This window comes from Mycobacterium sp. DL99 (assembly GCF_004762045.1).
In the GTDB taxonomy this organism is placed as follows: domain Bacteria; phylum Actinomycetota; class Actinomycetes; order Mycobacteriales; family Mycobacteriaceae; genus Mycobacterium.
The window spans coordinates 3148294-3164679 of sequence record NZ_SJOM01000007.1; the positions used below are offsets into that span (position 1 = coordinate 3148294).

The window sequence follows — 16386 nt, forward strand, 5'->3', positions numbered from 1 at the left end:
CCGCTCCTCAGTAGGCGAACGACAACGGTGCGACGGCGTCATCGTTCGGCGGTGTCGGCGGGGCAGGTTCGGAGTCGTGCTCCAGGGGTCCCTCGACGATGTAACGGCGGAGGAGGAAGAACCACACGACGGCCAGCACGGCGTACACCAGGGTGAACGTGATCAGCGACAGCCACACCATGCCCGCCCCGTGGCCGGAGACGCCCTGGGCGACGGTCAGCCGGATGTCCTGATCGCCGGTCGGATTCGGTACCACAACCCAAGGCTGGCGGCCCATCTCGGTGAATACCCAACCGGCACTGTTGGCCAGGAACGGGGTGGGGATCGTCAGCAGCGCGAACCAGCTGAACCAGCGTTGCTGCGGGATCCTGCCGCCCCGGGTCAGCCACAGCGCCGCGAGCGCGAACAGCCCTGGCACCGCCAAGAATCCGATCATCGCCCGGAATGACCAGTACGTCACAAAGAGATTGGGACGGTAGTCGCCGGGCCCGAACTGCTCCTCGAAGCGTGCCTGCAGATCCGTCACGCCCTCGAGGTGCACCCCGGTGAACTTGCCTTCGGCCAGGAACGGCAGGACGTAGGGCACTTCGATGAGGTGTACGACGCTGTCACAGTTGTTGTGGGTGCCGACGGTCAGCACCGAGAAGTTGGGGTCGGTCTTGCTGTTGCACAACGATTCCGCCGAGGCCATCTTCATCGGCTGCTGTTGGAACATCAGCTTGCCCTGCGCATCGCCGGTGAAGAACAGCGCGACCGCGGCGACCAGCGTGACCCAGCAGCCCAGGATGGTGGCGGGGCGGTACATCGTGACCGCGTCGGCGGCGCCGTCCTCGCCACGTCGGTGCGAGCGCACCATCCACCACGCGCACACGCACGCCACGAAGGTGCCTGCGGTCAGGAATGCGCCGGCGACGGCGTGGCTGAACGCTGCGATCGCCGTGTTGTTGGTGAACAGGGCGACGATGCTGGTCAGTTCGGCACGACCGGTGTCCGGATTGAATCGCGCACCGACCGGATGCTGCATGAACGAGTTCGCGGCGATGATGAAGAAGGCCGACATGTTCACCGCCAGCGCCACGATCCAGATGCAGGCCAGATGAACGAGCCTCGGCAGCCGGGTCCAACCGAAGATCCACAGTCCGATGAATGTGGACTCGAAGAAGAACGCGACCAGGCCTTCCATGGCCAGCGGAGCGCCGAAGATGTCGCCGACGAAACGCGAGTACTCGCTCCAGTTCATGCCGAACTGGAACTCCTGCACGATGCCGGTGGCGACACCGATCGCGAAGTTGATCAGGAACAGCTTGCCGAAGAACCGGGTCAACCGGTACCAGCTGTCGTTCCCGGTGACCACCCACACCGTCTGCATGACGGCGATCAGCGGTGCCAACCCGATGGTCAGCGGAACGAATATGAAGTGATAAACGGTGGTGATTCCGAACTGCCACCGGGATACGTCCAAAGCGTCCATCTGGCCCTACTTCCGAGGTCTCAGACCAATCTACGACGGAGTGTAGTAGATGCTCGGGAACAAGCCGCTTACCCTGACCGGTGTCTTACGTCACGCCGTCGGCGCCTGCGGCGAGATTGCGGCTTTGAGCTTCTTGGCGTCGCTGCGGATTGCGAAGGCCGAGATCACCTCGATAACCCCGACGACGATCAGGATGATGCCGGTGACCTGAGCCAGCGCGACCAGACCCTGCAGTGGGGCGACGAACATGATGATGCCGGCGATGACACTGATGATGCCGACGATGATCTCCCAGATGCGCCCCGGCAGTGAGGGATCTCCGATCGACGACATCGCCGTCGCGACACCGCGGAAGATGAACCCGACACCGATCCAGATCGCCAGCAGTTCGACTGCGGATTGCAGGTCATTGGTGAAGCTGATGAAGCAGAGCACAGCCAGCACCAGGGCCGCGGCACCGCCGATGAACAGCAATATGCGTCCCCCGACCGATGAGCGCAGGCTGAATGCCAGGACGAGTTGCGAGATGCCGCTGATCAACAGATAGATACCGAGAAAGATTGCGGCGACCAGAATCGTTATGCCGGGCCACACCAGCACCAGGATCCCGAGGATGACAGCGAGAATCCCGGAAACCAGCGTCGATTTCCACAGATGCGGCAACAAGTTTGGCGAAGCAGTGGTTTCCATGCTGGCAGTTTGACACAAAAGCAGATGTAGATCGCGGTTTTTGCGGTAAGGCTGTGGCGCTGAAGCATGCTCGTTAAGGTTCCGTTACCGGCGCTGCATCCCCGACCGGAGCCCGTTAACGTGTCCGACTTGGGATAGCCCGACCACAGCCGTAAACAGAGAGAAGAGGCAACCGTGACTGTTGGATGTCGTCCCCGACGAAGCAAGATGTGGAGTTTCGCGGTGGTAGTTGCCGCGAGCGGCGCACTCGTGCTGTCGGGTTGCGCGAACAATACCGAATCCGGTGGATCCGAAACCAAGACGACGACCGCGGCAAAGGTCGAGAAGGTCGACGCGATCGCCAATACCCTGCCGGAGCCCATCAAGTCGAGCGGCAAGCTCATCGTCGGTACCGACCCGTCCTACCCGCCCAACGAATTCAAGGATCCCGCCGGGCAGATCATCGGCTTCGACGTCGATTTGATGAATGCGATCGCCGCCACCCTGGGCCTGACCCCGGAGTACCGGGCGTCATTGTTCGACAAGATCATCCCGTCGGTCCAGGGCGGGAACTACAACGTCGGCATGTCCTCGTTCACCGACTCGAAGAAGCGCGAAGAGCAGGTGGACTTCGTGACCTACTTCAGTGCCGGTTCGGCGTGGGCGCAGAAGGTCGGTGCGGGGATCAACCCCGAGGACGCATGCGGCAAGAAGATCGCGGTGCAGACGGCGACGGTGCAGGACACCGACGAACTGCCGGCGCGCAGCGAGAAATGCGTCAAGGCGGGTAAGCCTGCCATCCAGGTCGTGAAGTTCGACGACCAGACTGCAGCCACCAGTGCGGTCATGCTCGGGCAGGCCGACGCCATGTCGGCGGATTCACCGGTGACGGCATACGCGATCAAACAGAGCAACGGAAAGCTTGAGGCGGCAGGGGAGATCTTCGATTCCGCTCCGTACGGCTGGGCGGTGCAGAAGGATTCGCCGCTGGCGGCGTCGCTGCAGCAGGCACTGCAGCACCTGATCGACAATGGTGTCTACAAGCAGGTGGCCGCGAATTGGGGCGCGGAGAACGGGATGATCGACAAGCCGGTCGTCAACGGTGCGATCAACTGAGCCGCCGATGACTGATGCATCGCCGCCTCCCGCCATCGACGCTGTACCGCTGAGGCATCCGTGGCGGTGGGTGGCGGCGATCGTCATCCTCGTCCTGCTCGGGTTGTTCGTCTATGGTGCGGCGACCAACGAGGCCTACGGCTGGGGGACGTACGCCAAGTACCTCTTCGACCAACGCATTTCGGAAGCGGCCTGGAACACGCTGCAACTGACCATCTATTCGATGATCCTGGCGCTCGTTCTCGGCGTGCTGCTCGCCGTGATGCGGCTGTCGCCAAACCCGGTCCTCAAGGCCGTGTCCTGGACGTATCTGTGGATCTTCCGCGGCACACCGATCTATGTGCAGTTGGTGCTGTGGGGGCTCGTCCCGGTGATCTACAGGAACATTCAGATCGGCGTGCCGTTCGGTCCGCGGCTTTTCGAGTTCAGCCTGTCCGATCCGAATGTGTTCTGGCTGGCGGTTCTCGGCCTGGGTCTCAACGAGGCCGCCTACATGGCCGAGATCATCCGCGGCGGCCTGATCTCGGTGCCCGAGGGACAGACAGAGGCCTCGGTCGCGCTCGGCATGTCGTGGGGAATGACCATGCGCCGCACCGTTCTTCCCCAGGCGATGCGCGTCATCATCCCGCCGACCGGCAATGAGTTCATCAGCATGCTGAAGACCACGTCGCTGGTCACCGCCGTTCCGTACAGCTTCGAGTTGTACGGTCGCTCAAAAGATATCGGGGTTGCGCTGTTCGAACCGGTTCCGCTGCTACTGGTGGCGTCCACCTGGTACCTGGCGATCACCAGCGTGCTGATGGTCGGGCAGTACTACCTCGAGCGGCACTTCTCGCGGGGTGCCTCGCGCAAGCTCACCTCCAAACAACTTGAGGCCTTGGCCAAAGCCCAGATGGGAGTGACGAGTTGACCGCCGCCGCCGAACCGATGGTTCGGGCCGAGAGTGTGTGCAAGAACTTCGGCGCCCTGAACGTCCTCAAGGGCGTGACATTGGACGTCGGCCGGGGCGAGGTGTTGTGCATGGTCGGCCCGTCCGGCTCGGGCAAGTCGACGTTCTTGCGGTGCATCAACCATCTTGAGCAGGTCAACGCGGGCCGCCTTTATGTCGACGGGGACCTGATCGGCTATCGCGAACGCGGCGGCAAGCTGCATGAGATGGCTCCGCGGGACGCCGCCCGGCAGCGCCGGGACATCGGCATGGTGTTCCAGCATTTCAACCTGTTCCCGCACCGTACGGCGCTGGAGAACGTCATCGAGGCACCCATCCACGTCAAGCGGGTGAAGAAGGATGCCGCGCTGGCCCGGGCCAAGGATCTGCTGGATCAGGTGGGGTTGTCCGCCAAGGCCGACGCGTATCCCGCACAACTGTCGGGCGGGCAGCAGCAGCGGGTCGCCATCGCCCGGGCGCTGGCGATGAATCCGAAGCTGATGCTGTTCGACGAGCCGACCTCGGCGCTGGATCCCGAGCTCGTCGGTGAGGTGCTGGCGGTGATCAAGAAACTCGCGGGCGAGGGCATGACGATGGTGGTGGTCACCCACGAGATGGGTTTCGCCCGTGAGGTCGCCGACAAGCTGGTGTTCATGGACGGCGGTGTGATAGTGGAGACTGGCCCTCCTCGCGAGGTGATGGCCAACCCCAAACACGAACGTACAAAGGAGTTTCTGTCGAAGGTGATGTAGCTTCGATTGCGTGGTTACCGCACGAGATGACGTGTTCATCACCGTCGGCGAGCTTCGAGAGCGGATCGCCTCCAGGGATCCGCTGACCGTGCTGGACGTGCGTTGGTCGTTGGCCGAGCCCGACGGTGAACAGGCCTATCTGGCCGGTCATCTGCCTGGCGCCGTCTACGTCTCGCTGGACGACGAACTGACCGACCACGGTATCGACGGCCGGGGTCGTCATCCGTTGCCCTCCGGGGTGGACCTGCAGGCGGCGGCCCGTCGTTGGGGTGTCCGCAGGGGCGTGCCGACCGTCGTCTACGACGACTGGAATCGCGCCGGATCAGCCCGCGCCTGGTGGGTGATGACGGCGGCCGGGATCGGCGGCGTCCGCATTCTCGACGGCGGTCTGGCTGCCTGGTCCGCGGCCGGTGAGGCCCTGGAGGAGGGCCCGGTCACGCCCGAGCCCGGCGACGTCGACGCCGTCCAAGACGACCTGTACCGGGGCGCCCTGCGTACCCTGACCGCCGAACAGACGCAGTCCGAGGTGGACGTGTTGCTGGATGCGCGGGCACCGGAACGGTTCCGCGGAGACGTCGAACCCGTCGATCCGGTGGCGGGCCACATCCCGGGGGCGGTCAATCTGCCCAGCACCCAGCTGCTTTCCGCGGACGGAACGCTGCTGCCGGAGGCCCGGCTTCACGCGCTGCTCGCCGATAGAGGCGTGGCCGGCGGTGCTGACGTCGGCGCCTACTGCGGGTCGGGGGTGACGGCGGCGCTCGCGGTGGCGGGGCTGGCTGCCGCCGGCGTGGATGCGGCGCTGTACCCCGGGTCGTGGTCGGAGTGGGCGTCGAACCCCGACCGGCCCGTGGCCCGGGGCGAGCAATAGCCCCGACGCGTGAGATTCGGTGCTCCCTGGTGCCGGTCGGCAACTTTATGCTGGGCCAATGCAGCGCCGCCCCGACCCGGTCACACCGTTGTGGCGTGCCGCGCAGATCTTTCGGCTGCTGAGCTGCCTGTACGCGCTGGGGTTCCAGATCGCGATCAACGACGATCTGGCGCGTCCGGTACTCGCCGGTGTGCTGTGTGCGCTACTGATCGCCTGGAGCATCGCCTGCGCGATCGCCTACCTGCAGGGTTTCGGTCGTCGTCCGTCGTGGGTGATCGCCGAGATTGTCGTGGTCCTGGCTCTGATGCTGTCGACCGAGTTGGTGGCATCCGACCACTGGATCGCCGACAATCAGTCGTGGCCGACCACATTGTGGGCGACGAATGCCACCATTTCGGCGGCCCTGCAATTCGGCCCGGTCGGGGGGATGGCCGCCGGGTTGGGGGTGATGGCTGCGGCGGCCGCGTTGAAGGGCTACGTCAGCATCAATCTGGGCCGCAACGCCACCATCGTCATCGAACTGGCGGTGGGATTGGCGGTGGGGATGGCCGCCCAGACTGCGCGTCGCGCCCATGCCGAGTTGGAGCGCGCAGTGCGGTTGGCCGCCTCACTGGAGGAAAGGGAGCGGTTGTCACGCCGGGTACACGACGGCGCCATTCAGGTGCTGGCCCTGGTATCGCGGCGCGGACGTGAGATCGGCGGCGAGACAGCTCAATTGGCCGAACTCGCGGGGGAGCAGGAACGCGCCCTGCGCAGGTTGGTCAGTGCACCCGACCCGGAACTGCACACCGGTGGGGCCACTGACATCGGCGCGTTGCTGCGGGCTCGCGCGTCGGATCGCGTATCGGTCAGCTTGCCGGCTGAGCCGGTGCTGCTCGAAAACGAGCCAGCCCATGAGTTCTTCGCCGCGGCGAGCAACGCCCTGGACAACGCGGCCGCGCACGCCGGACCGGACGCCCGGGTTTTCGTGCTGCTCGAAGACCTGGGGGATTCGGTGACGGTGAGTATCCGAGACGACGGCGTGGGCATCGGCGACGGGCGCCTGGCCGAGGCGGCTCGCGAAGGCCACGTGGGAATCGCGAAATCGATTGTGGGCCGGATGGATTGGCTGGGCGGGCAAGCACATCTGCACACCGCGCCGGGATGTGGCACGGAGTGGGAACTGACGCTGCCCCGCCCGGGCCGTGCCGCGAGCGAGAAGGGACAGTCATGACCGAGGCCGCACTGACCGTGATGGTCGTCGATGATCATCCGATCTGGCGCGACGCGGTGGCTCGCGACCTGGCCGACGAGGGATTCGATGTGGTGGCCACCGCCGACGGCGTGGCTTCCGCGCGCAGACGGGCCGGCGTGGTGCTGCCCGATGTGGTGGTGATGGACATGAGCTTGTCCGACGGCAGTGGTGCCACGGCCACCGCGGAGGTGCTCATAGTGTCGCCGTCGTCGCGGGTGCTGGTGCTCTCGGCCTCCGACGAGCGCGACGACGTCCTGGAGGCGGTGAAGGCCGGGGCCACCGGGTATCTGGTGAAGAGCGCGTCCAAAGCCGAGCTGACCGCGGCGGTGCGGGCGACCGCCGAGGGGCGTGCGGTGTTCACCCCGGGGCTGGCCGGGCTGGTACTCGGTGAATACCGCCGGATCGCTCAACGGCCCGACGACGGCCCGGCCACTCCGAGCCTGACCGAGCGGGAGACCGAGGTGTTGCGCTACGTGGCAAAAGGGTTGACGGCCAAGCAGATCGCCACGCGTCTGTCGTTGAGCCACCGCACGGTGGAGAACCACGTCCAGGCGACATTCCGCAAGTTGCAGGTCGCCAACCGCGTCGAATTGGCCCGCTACGCGATCGAACACGGGCTCGACGAGTAGTCCTACTCATCACCGCAGCCGGTTTTGTTGCCACGATGAGGGCATGAGCGAACCTCATCGCGCTGTGATCGCGCGGATGTCGTCGGACCTTGCCGCGATTTCGGCGTACATGAACCGGGTGTCGGCGGATCTGGGGGAGCTGCACCGGATGCTCGATCAGGCACCGGTGCCCGTGCCTCCGTTGCCTCTACTTCCTGTGGTCTCACCATCGCCCGCGGCTGTCGCCGCCGCCGTACCGCCGCGGCCCGCCCCCGCGCTTCGCGCAGAACGGTCAGAAGGCTGGATCGGCAAGGCGCTCGCGGTGGCCGGGGTGACAGTGACGCTCACCGGGGTGGTGCTGCTGCTGGTGCTGGCGGCACAGGCGGGAATCCTGCGACCGGAGTTCCGGGTTGCGGCGGGCGCCGTGCTGGCTGCAGGACTGGTCGGCGTCGGGTCGTGGCTCCATCGGCGGCCGGGCGGCCGGACCGGGGCGATCGCGTTGGCTGCGACCGGCGTCGCCGCCGCATACATCGACGTGATCGCCGTGACCACGATCTATGACTGGGTGTCGGCACCGGTCGGTCTGGCGTTGGCTGCGGCAATCGGTGGTGGCGGCCTGACGCTGGCGCGGCGGTGGAACTCCGAACAGCTGGGCTTGTTGGTCCTGGTGCCACTGATCGCACTGGCACCTGTCGTCACCGACGGCGTGACCCTGTTGCTGATCGGGTTCATGCTGGCCCTCTCGGCCGCCGCGCTGCCGGTCCAGTTCGGTCGGGACTGGATCTGGTTGTATGCCGCGCGCATCGCGGCGCCCACGTTGCCGCTGTTGATCGCGCTGGCAGCCACCTCGATCGACGGTCGGCACGACCTCGTGCTCGCACTGACCTGTGGGCTCGCGGCAGTACTGGCGCTCGCGGGTGGCGTGCTGGTGCTGCGTTGGACCACCAGACCGGCGGCGACGGCGGTACTGACGGCGGTCGGCGTCCTGCCGGTGCTCTGTGTGGCGGCTGCCGTCGATCGCGTCATCGCATCCCCCATGGCTGCGGCGCTGGCTGCGGCCTTGGTTGCGATCGTGGCCCTCGGCGACGGCGTACCCGGGGTGAGCGTCGTGGTCCGTCAGGTCTGGTCTGTGCTGGCGGCGGTCGCCGCGCTGATCTCCGTGCTGGTTGCCTTCGACGGGCCGGTGGCCGGGCCGCTGCTGCTCGCGATGGCCACCGTGGTCGCCGTGGCCGGGCGCCGCCGTGGCGTGACGCGGTGGATAGCCGTCGGCCTGGCGGCCGTGGGTGGCGCCATCTACCTCGAATTCGCCGGCCTCGACAGCCTGGTGCATGCCACGAAACTATCTGCAGGACTTACTATTTCGGTTCTGATCGGCAGCGTTCTGGCGATCGCTGCGGCCGCCGCCATCTCCTGGGCGTGGTCGGCCGACGGTGAGGCGGATCAGGAGGTGGTCCGGCTGGTGTGGGTGGCCGCGGCAGTGGCGGCCGGGTATGCGGTGACGGTGTTCACCGTCAGCGCCGGCGTTGTCGTCGGTGGCACCGGCGCCGGGTTCTTCGGTGGCCACATGGCGGCCACCATCTGCTGGATCGCGGTGGCGGCCGGGTTGCTCGGTTACGCGGCACGACGTCCCAAGGCGCAGCGATCGCTACCGATCGGCGGCGGGATGGCACTCGTCGTCGCCGCCATGGTGAAACTGTTCCTGTTCGACCTGGGAACCCTGGATGGGATGTTCCGAGTCGCAGTGTTCATCGTCGTCGGGCTGGCGCTACTGGGTATGGGTGCCGGCTATGCCCGGCTGCTCAATCAACAGGACCAGGTGGCCGGCAAGCCGCCGATGTGAGCGTGGCCACAGATTCTCTAATCTGGAGTGATTCCAGTTTAAACAACGTTGCCTATGACATGAGTACACGTCGAAACGAATCCGATATCCAGGGTTATCAGGCCGCACCGGAGCTCGGCGGTTATCTGCAGCAGGTGCTCGTCGATCTGATCGAGCTCGGGCTGCAAGGCAAGCAGGCGCACTGGAACGTCGTCGGCACGAACTTCCGGGATCTGCATCTGCAACTCGATGAGGTCGTCGATTTCGCCAGGGAGGGCAGCGACACGATCGCTGAACGGATGCGCGCGTTGGACGCCGTCCCCGACGGGCGGTCGGACACCGTCGTGTCGAGCACGACGCTTCCGGAGTTCCCGGCTTACGAGCACAGTACCGACGAGGTGGTCGACCTCGTCTCTACGCGGATCTACGCAACGGTGGGCACCTTGCGTGGGGTGCACGATTCCGTGGACGCGCACGACCCCACCACCGCCGACATCCTGCACCAGTTGATCGATGGTCTGGAGAAGCTGGCCTGGCTGATCAAGTCGGAGAACCGCAAGGTCTAAACGCCGGCAGGCGGCACGACCGAGGCGGTACGCATCGGGCCCGAGTTTTCCAGTCGGGTGCGTACCGCCTGATCGTCGCGACGCCCGACCAGATACCAGGTGTGCATCAGACCCTTGCCCTTGACTTCCACATCGCCGCGCTCCTCGAGCACAAACGCATGGCTGATTCGCTCATAGACGTTGTGCGGCACCTGAATTCGACCGGCCACATCGGTGGTCTCCATCCGTGAGGCGACGTTGACCGCGTCGCCCCAGACGTCGTAGAAGAACTTGCGGGCCCCGACCACCCCGGCCACCACGGGCCCGGCGGCGAGACCGATCCGCAGCGGCACCGCACGCCCTCGCGGATCCTTGAGGTCGGCGACGGCGTCGGCCAGGTCGAGAGCCAGGCAGGCCAGCGCCTCGATGTGATCGGTACGCGGCTTGGGCACCCCGGCCACCACCATGTAGGAGTCACCGCTGGTCTTGACCTTCTCCAGGCCGTGACGATCTACCAGCGCATCGAGATCGGTGTAGAGCCGGTCTAGAAAACTCACCAGGTCTGTCGGGGTGATATCGCTGGCCCGTTCCGTGTAACCGGCGATATCGGCGAACAGGATCGAGGCATCGTCGTACTTGTCGGCGATGATCGTGCGTGACGGTTCCTTGAGTCGCTGCGCGATGGTACTGGGCAGAATGTTGCCCAGCAATTGCTCGGACCGCTGATATTCGGCTTCCATCGCCTGCTCGGCCCGGGCCATCTCGCGGAGCGACAACCAGACCGTGGCAAACATCATCACCGCGGCAGAAACGGCCGAGCTCACGAAACCGGCGGTCAGTGCCCAGGGCGGCCCAAGGCCCCGATCATCGGGAACGAGGACTTCCAGCGCGATGGTGGCGGCCACACCCAAGGCCGCCAGTGTCGCCGCCAGCACGATGCGCTCGATTCCCAACACCAGGACCGCCAGCGACGCCGCGACCAGGAAGTAGAACTGCAAGCCTGAGCCGGTCCCTATCGCGAAACACATCACGGACACCGACACGTAGGCGAACACGAAGAACGCGAGCGGCGCGATCAGTTCGCCGAACCGGTAGAGGACTGGCACCAAAAGGAACAGAGCAGCGGAAACGAGGTTGACGAAGGCCAGCCGCCACATGGGGCCACCGAGGGTGAGCTGGAAGATTCCGAACCCTCCCGACACCGCGGCAGCGATCCATGTCGCGATGGTCAACACACGAAGGCGGCTCGATATGCACTCGGCGTAATGCCGAGTGCGGGCCGACACGCGGTTGTTCAACGCGACCTCGGGCATGCACACCGGGCGGCGGAACTCGCTGACCACCACGAACACAGCGTATCGCCGCCGGCCACCCGGCCGGTCGACATTGGGTAGGCCGCTCTTGGCGTCACGGTCCAGCAAACCCGACTGAACGCCGGTATGTCACAATGGGAACTTGTTCCAGTGAGCGCGGCAATTCTGCCGCCGATCACTTCTGGGGGGGACCTTTTCGTGGATCGGTCATGGATGCGCAACACCGCAGCCGGCTGTGCAATCGCTTGTGGTGCCATGGTGGCCGGGCCGGGGATGCTGGGTACCGCGGTGGCCTCGGCCGACCTGTTCGGGATCGACATCGACGTCCTGCACATCTTCGATCACAAGCAAAAGAAGAAGTCCGACCACAGCGCCAAGGTGGGCAACCAGCGCAACGCCGGGCCGCGTAAATCAAATGGCAGCCTCGGTGGGTCGAACGCGTCGAACGGACCCAAGGTGTCGACCGGGCCGAAGGTCAAAGTCGGCGTGAGCGATTCATCGGCCCCGTCCGCCGCCCGATCCGCTTCGACCGCCGAGGCTCCGCAGTCGACGGGCGTCGGGGTCACCGGGCAGGTTCCTTCCGCGACCGTCGGTGGTGGGGCCGCGCAGGCTCCGTCTGCGGCCGTGACCATTGGGACCGCTCAGGCGCCCTCGGCAGTGGTGTCCGGCGGCGGCAGTGGTGGAGGGATGCCTGCCACCGGCAACATCGGCAGGGCCCCGAACCTGGCTCCCGTGCCTACCGCCCCGAGCAGCCGGCAAATCGTCATCCGGTCAGCCCCGCCCAAGGCCCCGGCCGCACCGGCTCCGGCGGTACCTGCGGCCCCGGTCGTTCCCGTCGCCCCGGCGCCAGTCGTCGTGCCTCCCGTCCCGGTGATCCCGGCCCCGGTGCCCTCGGCGCCACCCGCGGGTGTGCCGCCCGCAGCCCCGAGTGCACCGAGCAGTCCCGCACCCCGGTCCGAACCGCCGTCAGCACAGCCACTTTCGGTGCCGTCAGTGCCGGAGTCCTTCAGGCTCGGGTATGCCGACTACCTGCGCACAGCCAGCACTTCCGACCTTCTGTTGGCAGTGTTGCCCGGCCTTGGCGGGATGGTGTTGATGACGGCGGCCGGCGGTGTGGTCGGTTTCCGTCAGGCCCGGGCCGCGCAGACGCTGCCGTCGCCACAGATCGCGCGGTTCCTGCCGTAAGGCATTCAGAATTCTGGTAGCTCCGGAACCTGGCCGTCAGGGGCGAGTGAGCGGTGCCGGCGCGTGCGCTGGATGGATTCATCGCCTCGAGGTCGCATCCGTGGACCCGCCGGCAGCAATGGCGCACTTCGTGGTCCTTTCATAGAAACTTCATAGGTAGTTCCTATTTCTCCAGCGGTGTGGCATCGGCCCGGCGGTGCCCGGACAGTGGTAGTCACCCGCGGTGTAGGTTGGTGTGCCAGCGAGGTGAGGCTTGGGGGCGATTGTCAAGGCGTTGAACCGATTCCGGTGAACTGACTCGTTTGCGCCATATTGACGCATCGACATGGTTTACTCTTCGGGATCGGGTGCGCTCACTGGGCGCGCAGCACGTTGCGTCAGCTCCGTGCGCCGTCGAGCCTGGGATGCACCCGCATCCGAGGCTCGATCGTCCGCTGTGGTCGTATCCGATCTGCAAATGCATGTTTGAGCACCTGCCATGGTGCCGGCACGGAGACAGGCGGAGGAACTCGCGATTTTCAGGATGCTGAAGCGGCTGTGGATTCCGCTGGTGCTGGTAGTGGTGGGAGTCGCGGGCGGGTTTACTGTGTCGCGATTGCACGGCGTATTCGGCAGCCAGAGTCGCCCCGCGTACACGAGCACCGAACGTGAGGAGAAGCGGCCCCACGATCCCAAGCACCTGGTTTACGAGGTGTTCGGCCCCCCGGGGACACTTGCGACCATCAGCTATTTCGATGCCGATGCCGAGCCGCAACTCATCAGGGATGCGCCCCTGCCATGGTCGATGGACTTCCCGATCTCGGATGCGACGGCGATGGGAAACATCTCCGCGCAGGGCAACACTGACAGCATCGGTTGCCGCATCCTCGTCGGCGATGAGGTGAAGGACGAGAAGGTTCGAACCGGCGTGAGCGCATTCACCTTCTGTCAGCTGAAGGCCGCATGAGCACCGAAAGTGAACCCATCACGGAGCCGTTGCCGATAAGTAAGCGCCGGCCGTTCGTCGCGCGGATGGTTCGGCTGCTGTCGGTGCCGATCATCCTCGGATGGCTGGCGGTCACCGTCATCCTGAGTGTTGCCGTGCCCTCGCTGGAGCAGGTGGAGAAAGAGCATGCGGTAGCGATGGATCCCATCGCTGCACCGTCCTTCGAGGCGATGCAGCGCATGGGGCAACTGTTCGGCGAAGCCGGTTCGGGCGCTGTCGCGATGATCGTCCTGGAGGGTGAGCAACCCCTCGGCGATGCTGCGCACGGCTATTACGACGAGATGGTTCGGCAGTTGAAGGCCGACACCACGCATGTGGTGCACGTCCAGGATTTCTGGGGCGACCCGATGACCCAGGGCGCCGCGCAGAGTGTCGATGGCAAGGCCACTTACGTACAGGTGACTCTCACCAGCAACCAGGAGATATCGGCGGTCAAGTCCGTTGAGGCGATGCGCGCGATCGTGGACCGGATACCGGCGCCGCCGGGAGTCAAGACCTATGTGACGGGACCGGCTGCATTCGCCGCGGATCTGGGCCCGGCCGGCAACCGGACGGTGGGACTGGTCACCTCCTTGAGCCTCACGGTCATCTTCGTGATGTTGCTGCTCGTCTATCGATCGATCATCTCCGTCATTCTGATGCTGGTGGTCGTCGGCATCGAATTGACGGTGGCCCGAGGGGTGGTGGCGTTACTCGGCAGCCTCGGGGTTATCGGTATCACCACATTTGTCGTCAATCTGCTGGTAGCGCTCGCGATCGCGGCGGGAACCGACTACGGCATCTTCTTCACGGGGCGCTACCAGGAGGCGCGCCAGGCCGGCGAGGATAAAGAAGAGGCGTTCTATACGACGTTCCACAGCGTCGCGAAGGTGGTCGTGGGTTCCGGCATGACGATCGCCGGGGCGATTCTCTGTCTGCACTTCACCCGCCTGCCGGTCTATCAAACTCTTGGCGTTCCCACTGCTGTGGGCATGGCCGCCGCCGTGTTGGTGGCCGTCACACTCGTTCCGGCGGTCATCGCGGTGGGTAGCCGCTTCGGGCTGTTCGAACCCAAGCGGAAGCTCACCACCCGTCGGTGGCGGAAGGTGGGCACGGCGGTCGTTCGGTGGCCGGGGCCCATTCTCGTTGCGACGTGCGCGGTCTCGCTCATCGGCCTGTTGGCGCTTCCCGCGTACAAGCCGAGCTTCAACGACCAGAATTACATCCCGCAGGACATCCCGGCCAATGTGGGTTATGCGGCGGCGACGCGACACTTTCCCCAGTCATTGATGATGGCGCCCGATATTCTGTTGATCGAGGCCGACCACGACATGCGGAATCCGATCGATTTCCTGACCCTGAACAAGCTGGCCAAGGGCGTGCAATCCGTGCCGGGAGTTTCCATGGTTCAGGCGCCGACCCGTCCCGCCGGCGAGCCACTGAAACACTCGACGATTCCGTTCATGCTCAGCATGAGCAACGCGTCTCAGACCCATTTGATGCCGTTCCAGCAGGATCGAATGGAAGACCTGCTGGTGCAGGCCGACGACATGACGAAAACGATTGCCATCGTCAAGCGCATGCAGGCACTGACGGAAGAGATGGTCAGCACCACGCATAAAATGGTCGCCGATACCCACGAGCTGCAAACGGTGACCAATCAACTGCGCGACCATGTTGCGAACTTCGACGATTTCTTCCGACCGATCCGGAACTACTTCTACTGGGAACCGCACTGCTACACGATTCCGATCTGCTCGTCGATCAGAGGGGTTTTCGACACGCTCGACGGTATCGACCAAATTACCGTCAAGATGGTCAGCCTGGTCGACAATCTCGATAAACTCGACGCAATTCTGCCGCAATTGGCCGCTCAGTTTCCGGTGATGATCTCGACCATGGAATCCACCCGAACCATGATGCTCACGATGCACAGCACCATGTCCGGGATCATGGATCAAATGGAGGCGACAGCCGACAACGCCACCGCGATGGGCAAGGCATTCGACGCAGCGCAGAACGACGACTCCTTCTACCTGCCTCCGGAAGTCTTCGAGAACAAAGACTTCCAGCGCGTCATGGATATCTTCCTGTCACCGGACGGGAAGGCGGCCCGCATGCTCATCACCCAACGAGGCGACCCGGCAACGACCGAGGGCATGTCGCTGGTCGACCCGATCGAAACCGCGGCCGAAGAAGCGCTCAAGGGCACGCCGCTGCAAAATGCCACCATCTATCTCACAGGCACCGCAGCGTCCGTGAAAGACCTGGTCGAAGCGTCCAAATACGATCTTCTGATCGCGGCCGTCGCCGCGCTCTGCCTCATTTTCGGCATCATGCTCGTGGTGACGCGGAGCTTCGTCGCCGCCCTGGTGATCGTGGGCACGGTGGCGCTCTCGCTCGGCGCGGCCTTCGGGCTTTCCGTGCTCATCTGGCAGCACATCCTCGGCATGCCATTGAACTGGGTCGTGCTGGCGATGTCGGTGATCGTCCTGTTGGCGGTGGGCTCCGATTACAACCTGCTACTGGTGTCTCGGATGAAAGAGGAGATCGGCGCCGGCATCAACACCGGCATCATCCGGGCCATGGGCGGCAGCGGCAAGGTGGTGACGGCCGCCGGCCTGGTGTTCGCATTCACCATGTTGGCGATGGTCGTCAGTGACCTCGTCACGATCGGGCAGCTTGGTGCCACCATCGGCGTCGGTCTGTTGTTCGACACCCTGGTGGTACGCGCATTCATGACACCGGCGATCGCCGCGCTGCTGGGGCGGTGGTTCTGGTGGCCGCAGCGGGTGCACCCACGTCCGCTCAGTGCTGCAGGGCGCCCGTCCGGTCGCGGCCAGCTTGTGCGTTCCATCCTGCAGAGGGAAGAGCGCTGACTGTCATGAACGCGTCCTCCTTCTGTGCGGTGAAG

Annotated in this window: 14 protein-coding genes; 11 read left to right on the top strand and 3 right to left on the bottom strand. The window is 64.9% G+C overall.

All coding sequences use genetic code 11. The annotated features are described in order from the left end of the window. Nucleotides 1–7 precede the first annotated feature (7 nt). Both EYZ64_RS15605 and EYZ64_RS15610 read right to left on the bottom strand, forming a co-directional pair. The gene (locus EYZ64_RS15605) at nucleotides 8–1471 is read right to left on the bottom strand and encodes a cytochrome ubiquinol oxidase subunit I (protein ID WP_135454528.1); all 1464 of its coding nucleotides are present in this window, start codon (nucleotides 1469–1471) and stop codon (nucleotides 8–10) included. Nucleotides 1472–1561: 90 nt separating this feature from the next. Then, nucleotides 1562–2161, bottom strand: coding sequence for an HdeD family acid-resistance protein (locus tag EYZ64_RS15610; RefSeq protein ID WP_135454530.1), 600 nt, complete (start codon nucleotides 2159–2161; stop codon nucleotides 1562–1564). A gap of 207 nt (nucleotides 2162–2368) precedes the next feature. Between EYZ64_RS15610 and EYZ64_RS15615 the strand changes: the two genes are divergently transcribed. Genes EYZ64_RS15615 through EYZ64_RS15650 form a run of 8 tightly spaced genes read left to right on the top strand, consistent with a single transcriptional unit; the run spans nucleotide 2369 to nucleotide 10031 of the window. Beyond that, the gene (locus EYZ64_RS15615; protein ID WP_135454532.1) at nucleotides 2369–3256 is read left to right on the top strand and encodes an ABC transporter substrate-binding protein; all 888 of its coding nucleotides are present in this window, start codon (nucleotides 2369–2371) and stop codon (nucleotides 3254–3256) included. Between the two features lie 7 nt (nucleotides 3257–3263). Beyond that, entirely contained in the window at nucleotides 3264–4166 is a 903-nt protein-coding gene (locus tag EYZ64_RS15620; RefSeq protein ID WP_135454534.1) for an amino acid ABC transporter permease, read from the top strand. Between the two features lie 17 nt (nucleotides 4167–4183). Beyond that, nucleotides 4184–4936, top strand: coding sequence for an amino acid ABC transporter ATP-binding protein (locus EYZ64_RS15625; protein ID WP_135460035.1), 753 nt, complete (start codon nucleotides 4184–4186; stop codon nucleotides 4934–4936). A gap of 10 nt (nucleotides 4937–4946) precedes the next feature. Beyond that, nucleotides 4947–5804, top strand: a complete 858-nt coding sequence (locus tag EYZ64_RS15630; protein WP_135454536.1) for a sulfurtransferase — start codon at nucleotides 4947–4949, stop codon at nucleotides 5802–5804. A gap of 58 nt (nucleotides 5805–5862) precedes the next feature. Then, a complete protein-coding gene (macS, locus tag EYZ64_RS15635) occupies nucleotides 5863–7017 on the top strand; it encodes a MacS family sensor histidine kinase (RefSeq protein ID WP_135454538.1) in 1155 nt (384 codons plus the stop codon). Continuing rightward, nucleotides 7014–7667, top strand: coding sequence for a response regulator (locus EYZ64_RS15640; protein ID WP_135454540.1), 654 nt, complete (start codon nucleotides 7014–7016; stop codon nucleotides 7665–7667). The genes macS and EYZ64_RS15640 overlap by 4 nt, the downstream gene beginning before the upstream one ends. A gap of 43 nt (nucleotides 7668–7710) precedes the next feature. Further along, complete coding sequence (locus EYZ64_RS15645; RefSeq protein ID WP_135454542.1) at nucleotides 7711–9486, top strand: DUF2339 domain-containing protein; 1776 nt, start codon at nucleotides 7711–7713, stop codon at nucleotides 9484–9486. 59 nt (nucleotides 9487–9545) lie between these two features. Then, nucleotides 9546–10031, top strand: a complete 486-nt coding sequence (locus EYZ64_RS15650; protein WP_135454544.1) for a Dps family protein — start codon at nucleotides 9546–9548, stop codon at nucleotides 10029–10031. Here EYZ64_RS15650 and EYZ64_RS15655 read toward each other — a convergent pair. Then, nucleotides 10028–11323 carry an adenylate/guanylate cyclase domain-containing protein gene (locus tag EYZ64_RS15655; protein WP_135460036.1) on the bottom strand — a complete coding sequence of 432 codons (1296 nt, stop codon included), beginning with the start codon at nucleotides 11321–11323 and terminating at the stop codon, nucleotides 10028–10030. The genes EYZ64_RS15650 and EYZ64_RS15655 overlap by 4 nt on opposite strands. Before the next feature lie 198 nt (nucleotides 11324–11521). Between EYZ64_RS15655 and EYZ64_RS15660 the strand changes: the two genes are divergently transcribed. The 3 genes from EYZ64_RS15660 to EYZ64_RS15670 all read left to right on the top strand — a co-directional run bounded on the left by EYZ64_RS15660 (nucleotide 11522) and on the right by EYZ64_RS15670 (nucleotide 16351). After that, nucleotides 11522–12508 (top strand): hypothetical protein, encoded by a 987-nt coding sequence (locus tag EYZ64_RS15660; RefSeq protein ID WP_135454546.1) that lies wholly within the window; start codon nucleotides 11522–11524, stop codon nucleotides 12506–12508. 535 nt (nucleotides 12509–13043) lie between these two features. After that, nucleotides 13044–13454: an MmpS family transport accessory protein gene (locus tag EYZ64_RS15665; protein ID WP_135460037.1), complete on the top strand. Its 411-nt coding sequence runs from the start codon at nucleotides 13044–13046 to the stop codon at nucleotides 13452–13454. Beyond that, on the top strand, nucleotides 13451–16351 hold the full coding sequence (locus EYZ64_RS15670; protein ID WP_135454548.1) for an MMPL/RND family transporter: 2901 nt from the start codon (nucleotides 13451–13453) through the stop codon (nucleotides 16349–16351). Before EYZ64_RS15665 ends, EYZ64_RS15670 begins: the two co-directional genes overlap by 4 nt. Nucleotides 16352–16386: the final 35 nt, after the last annotated feature.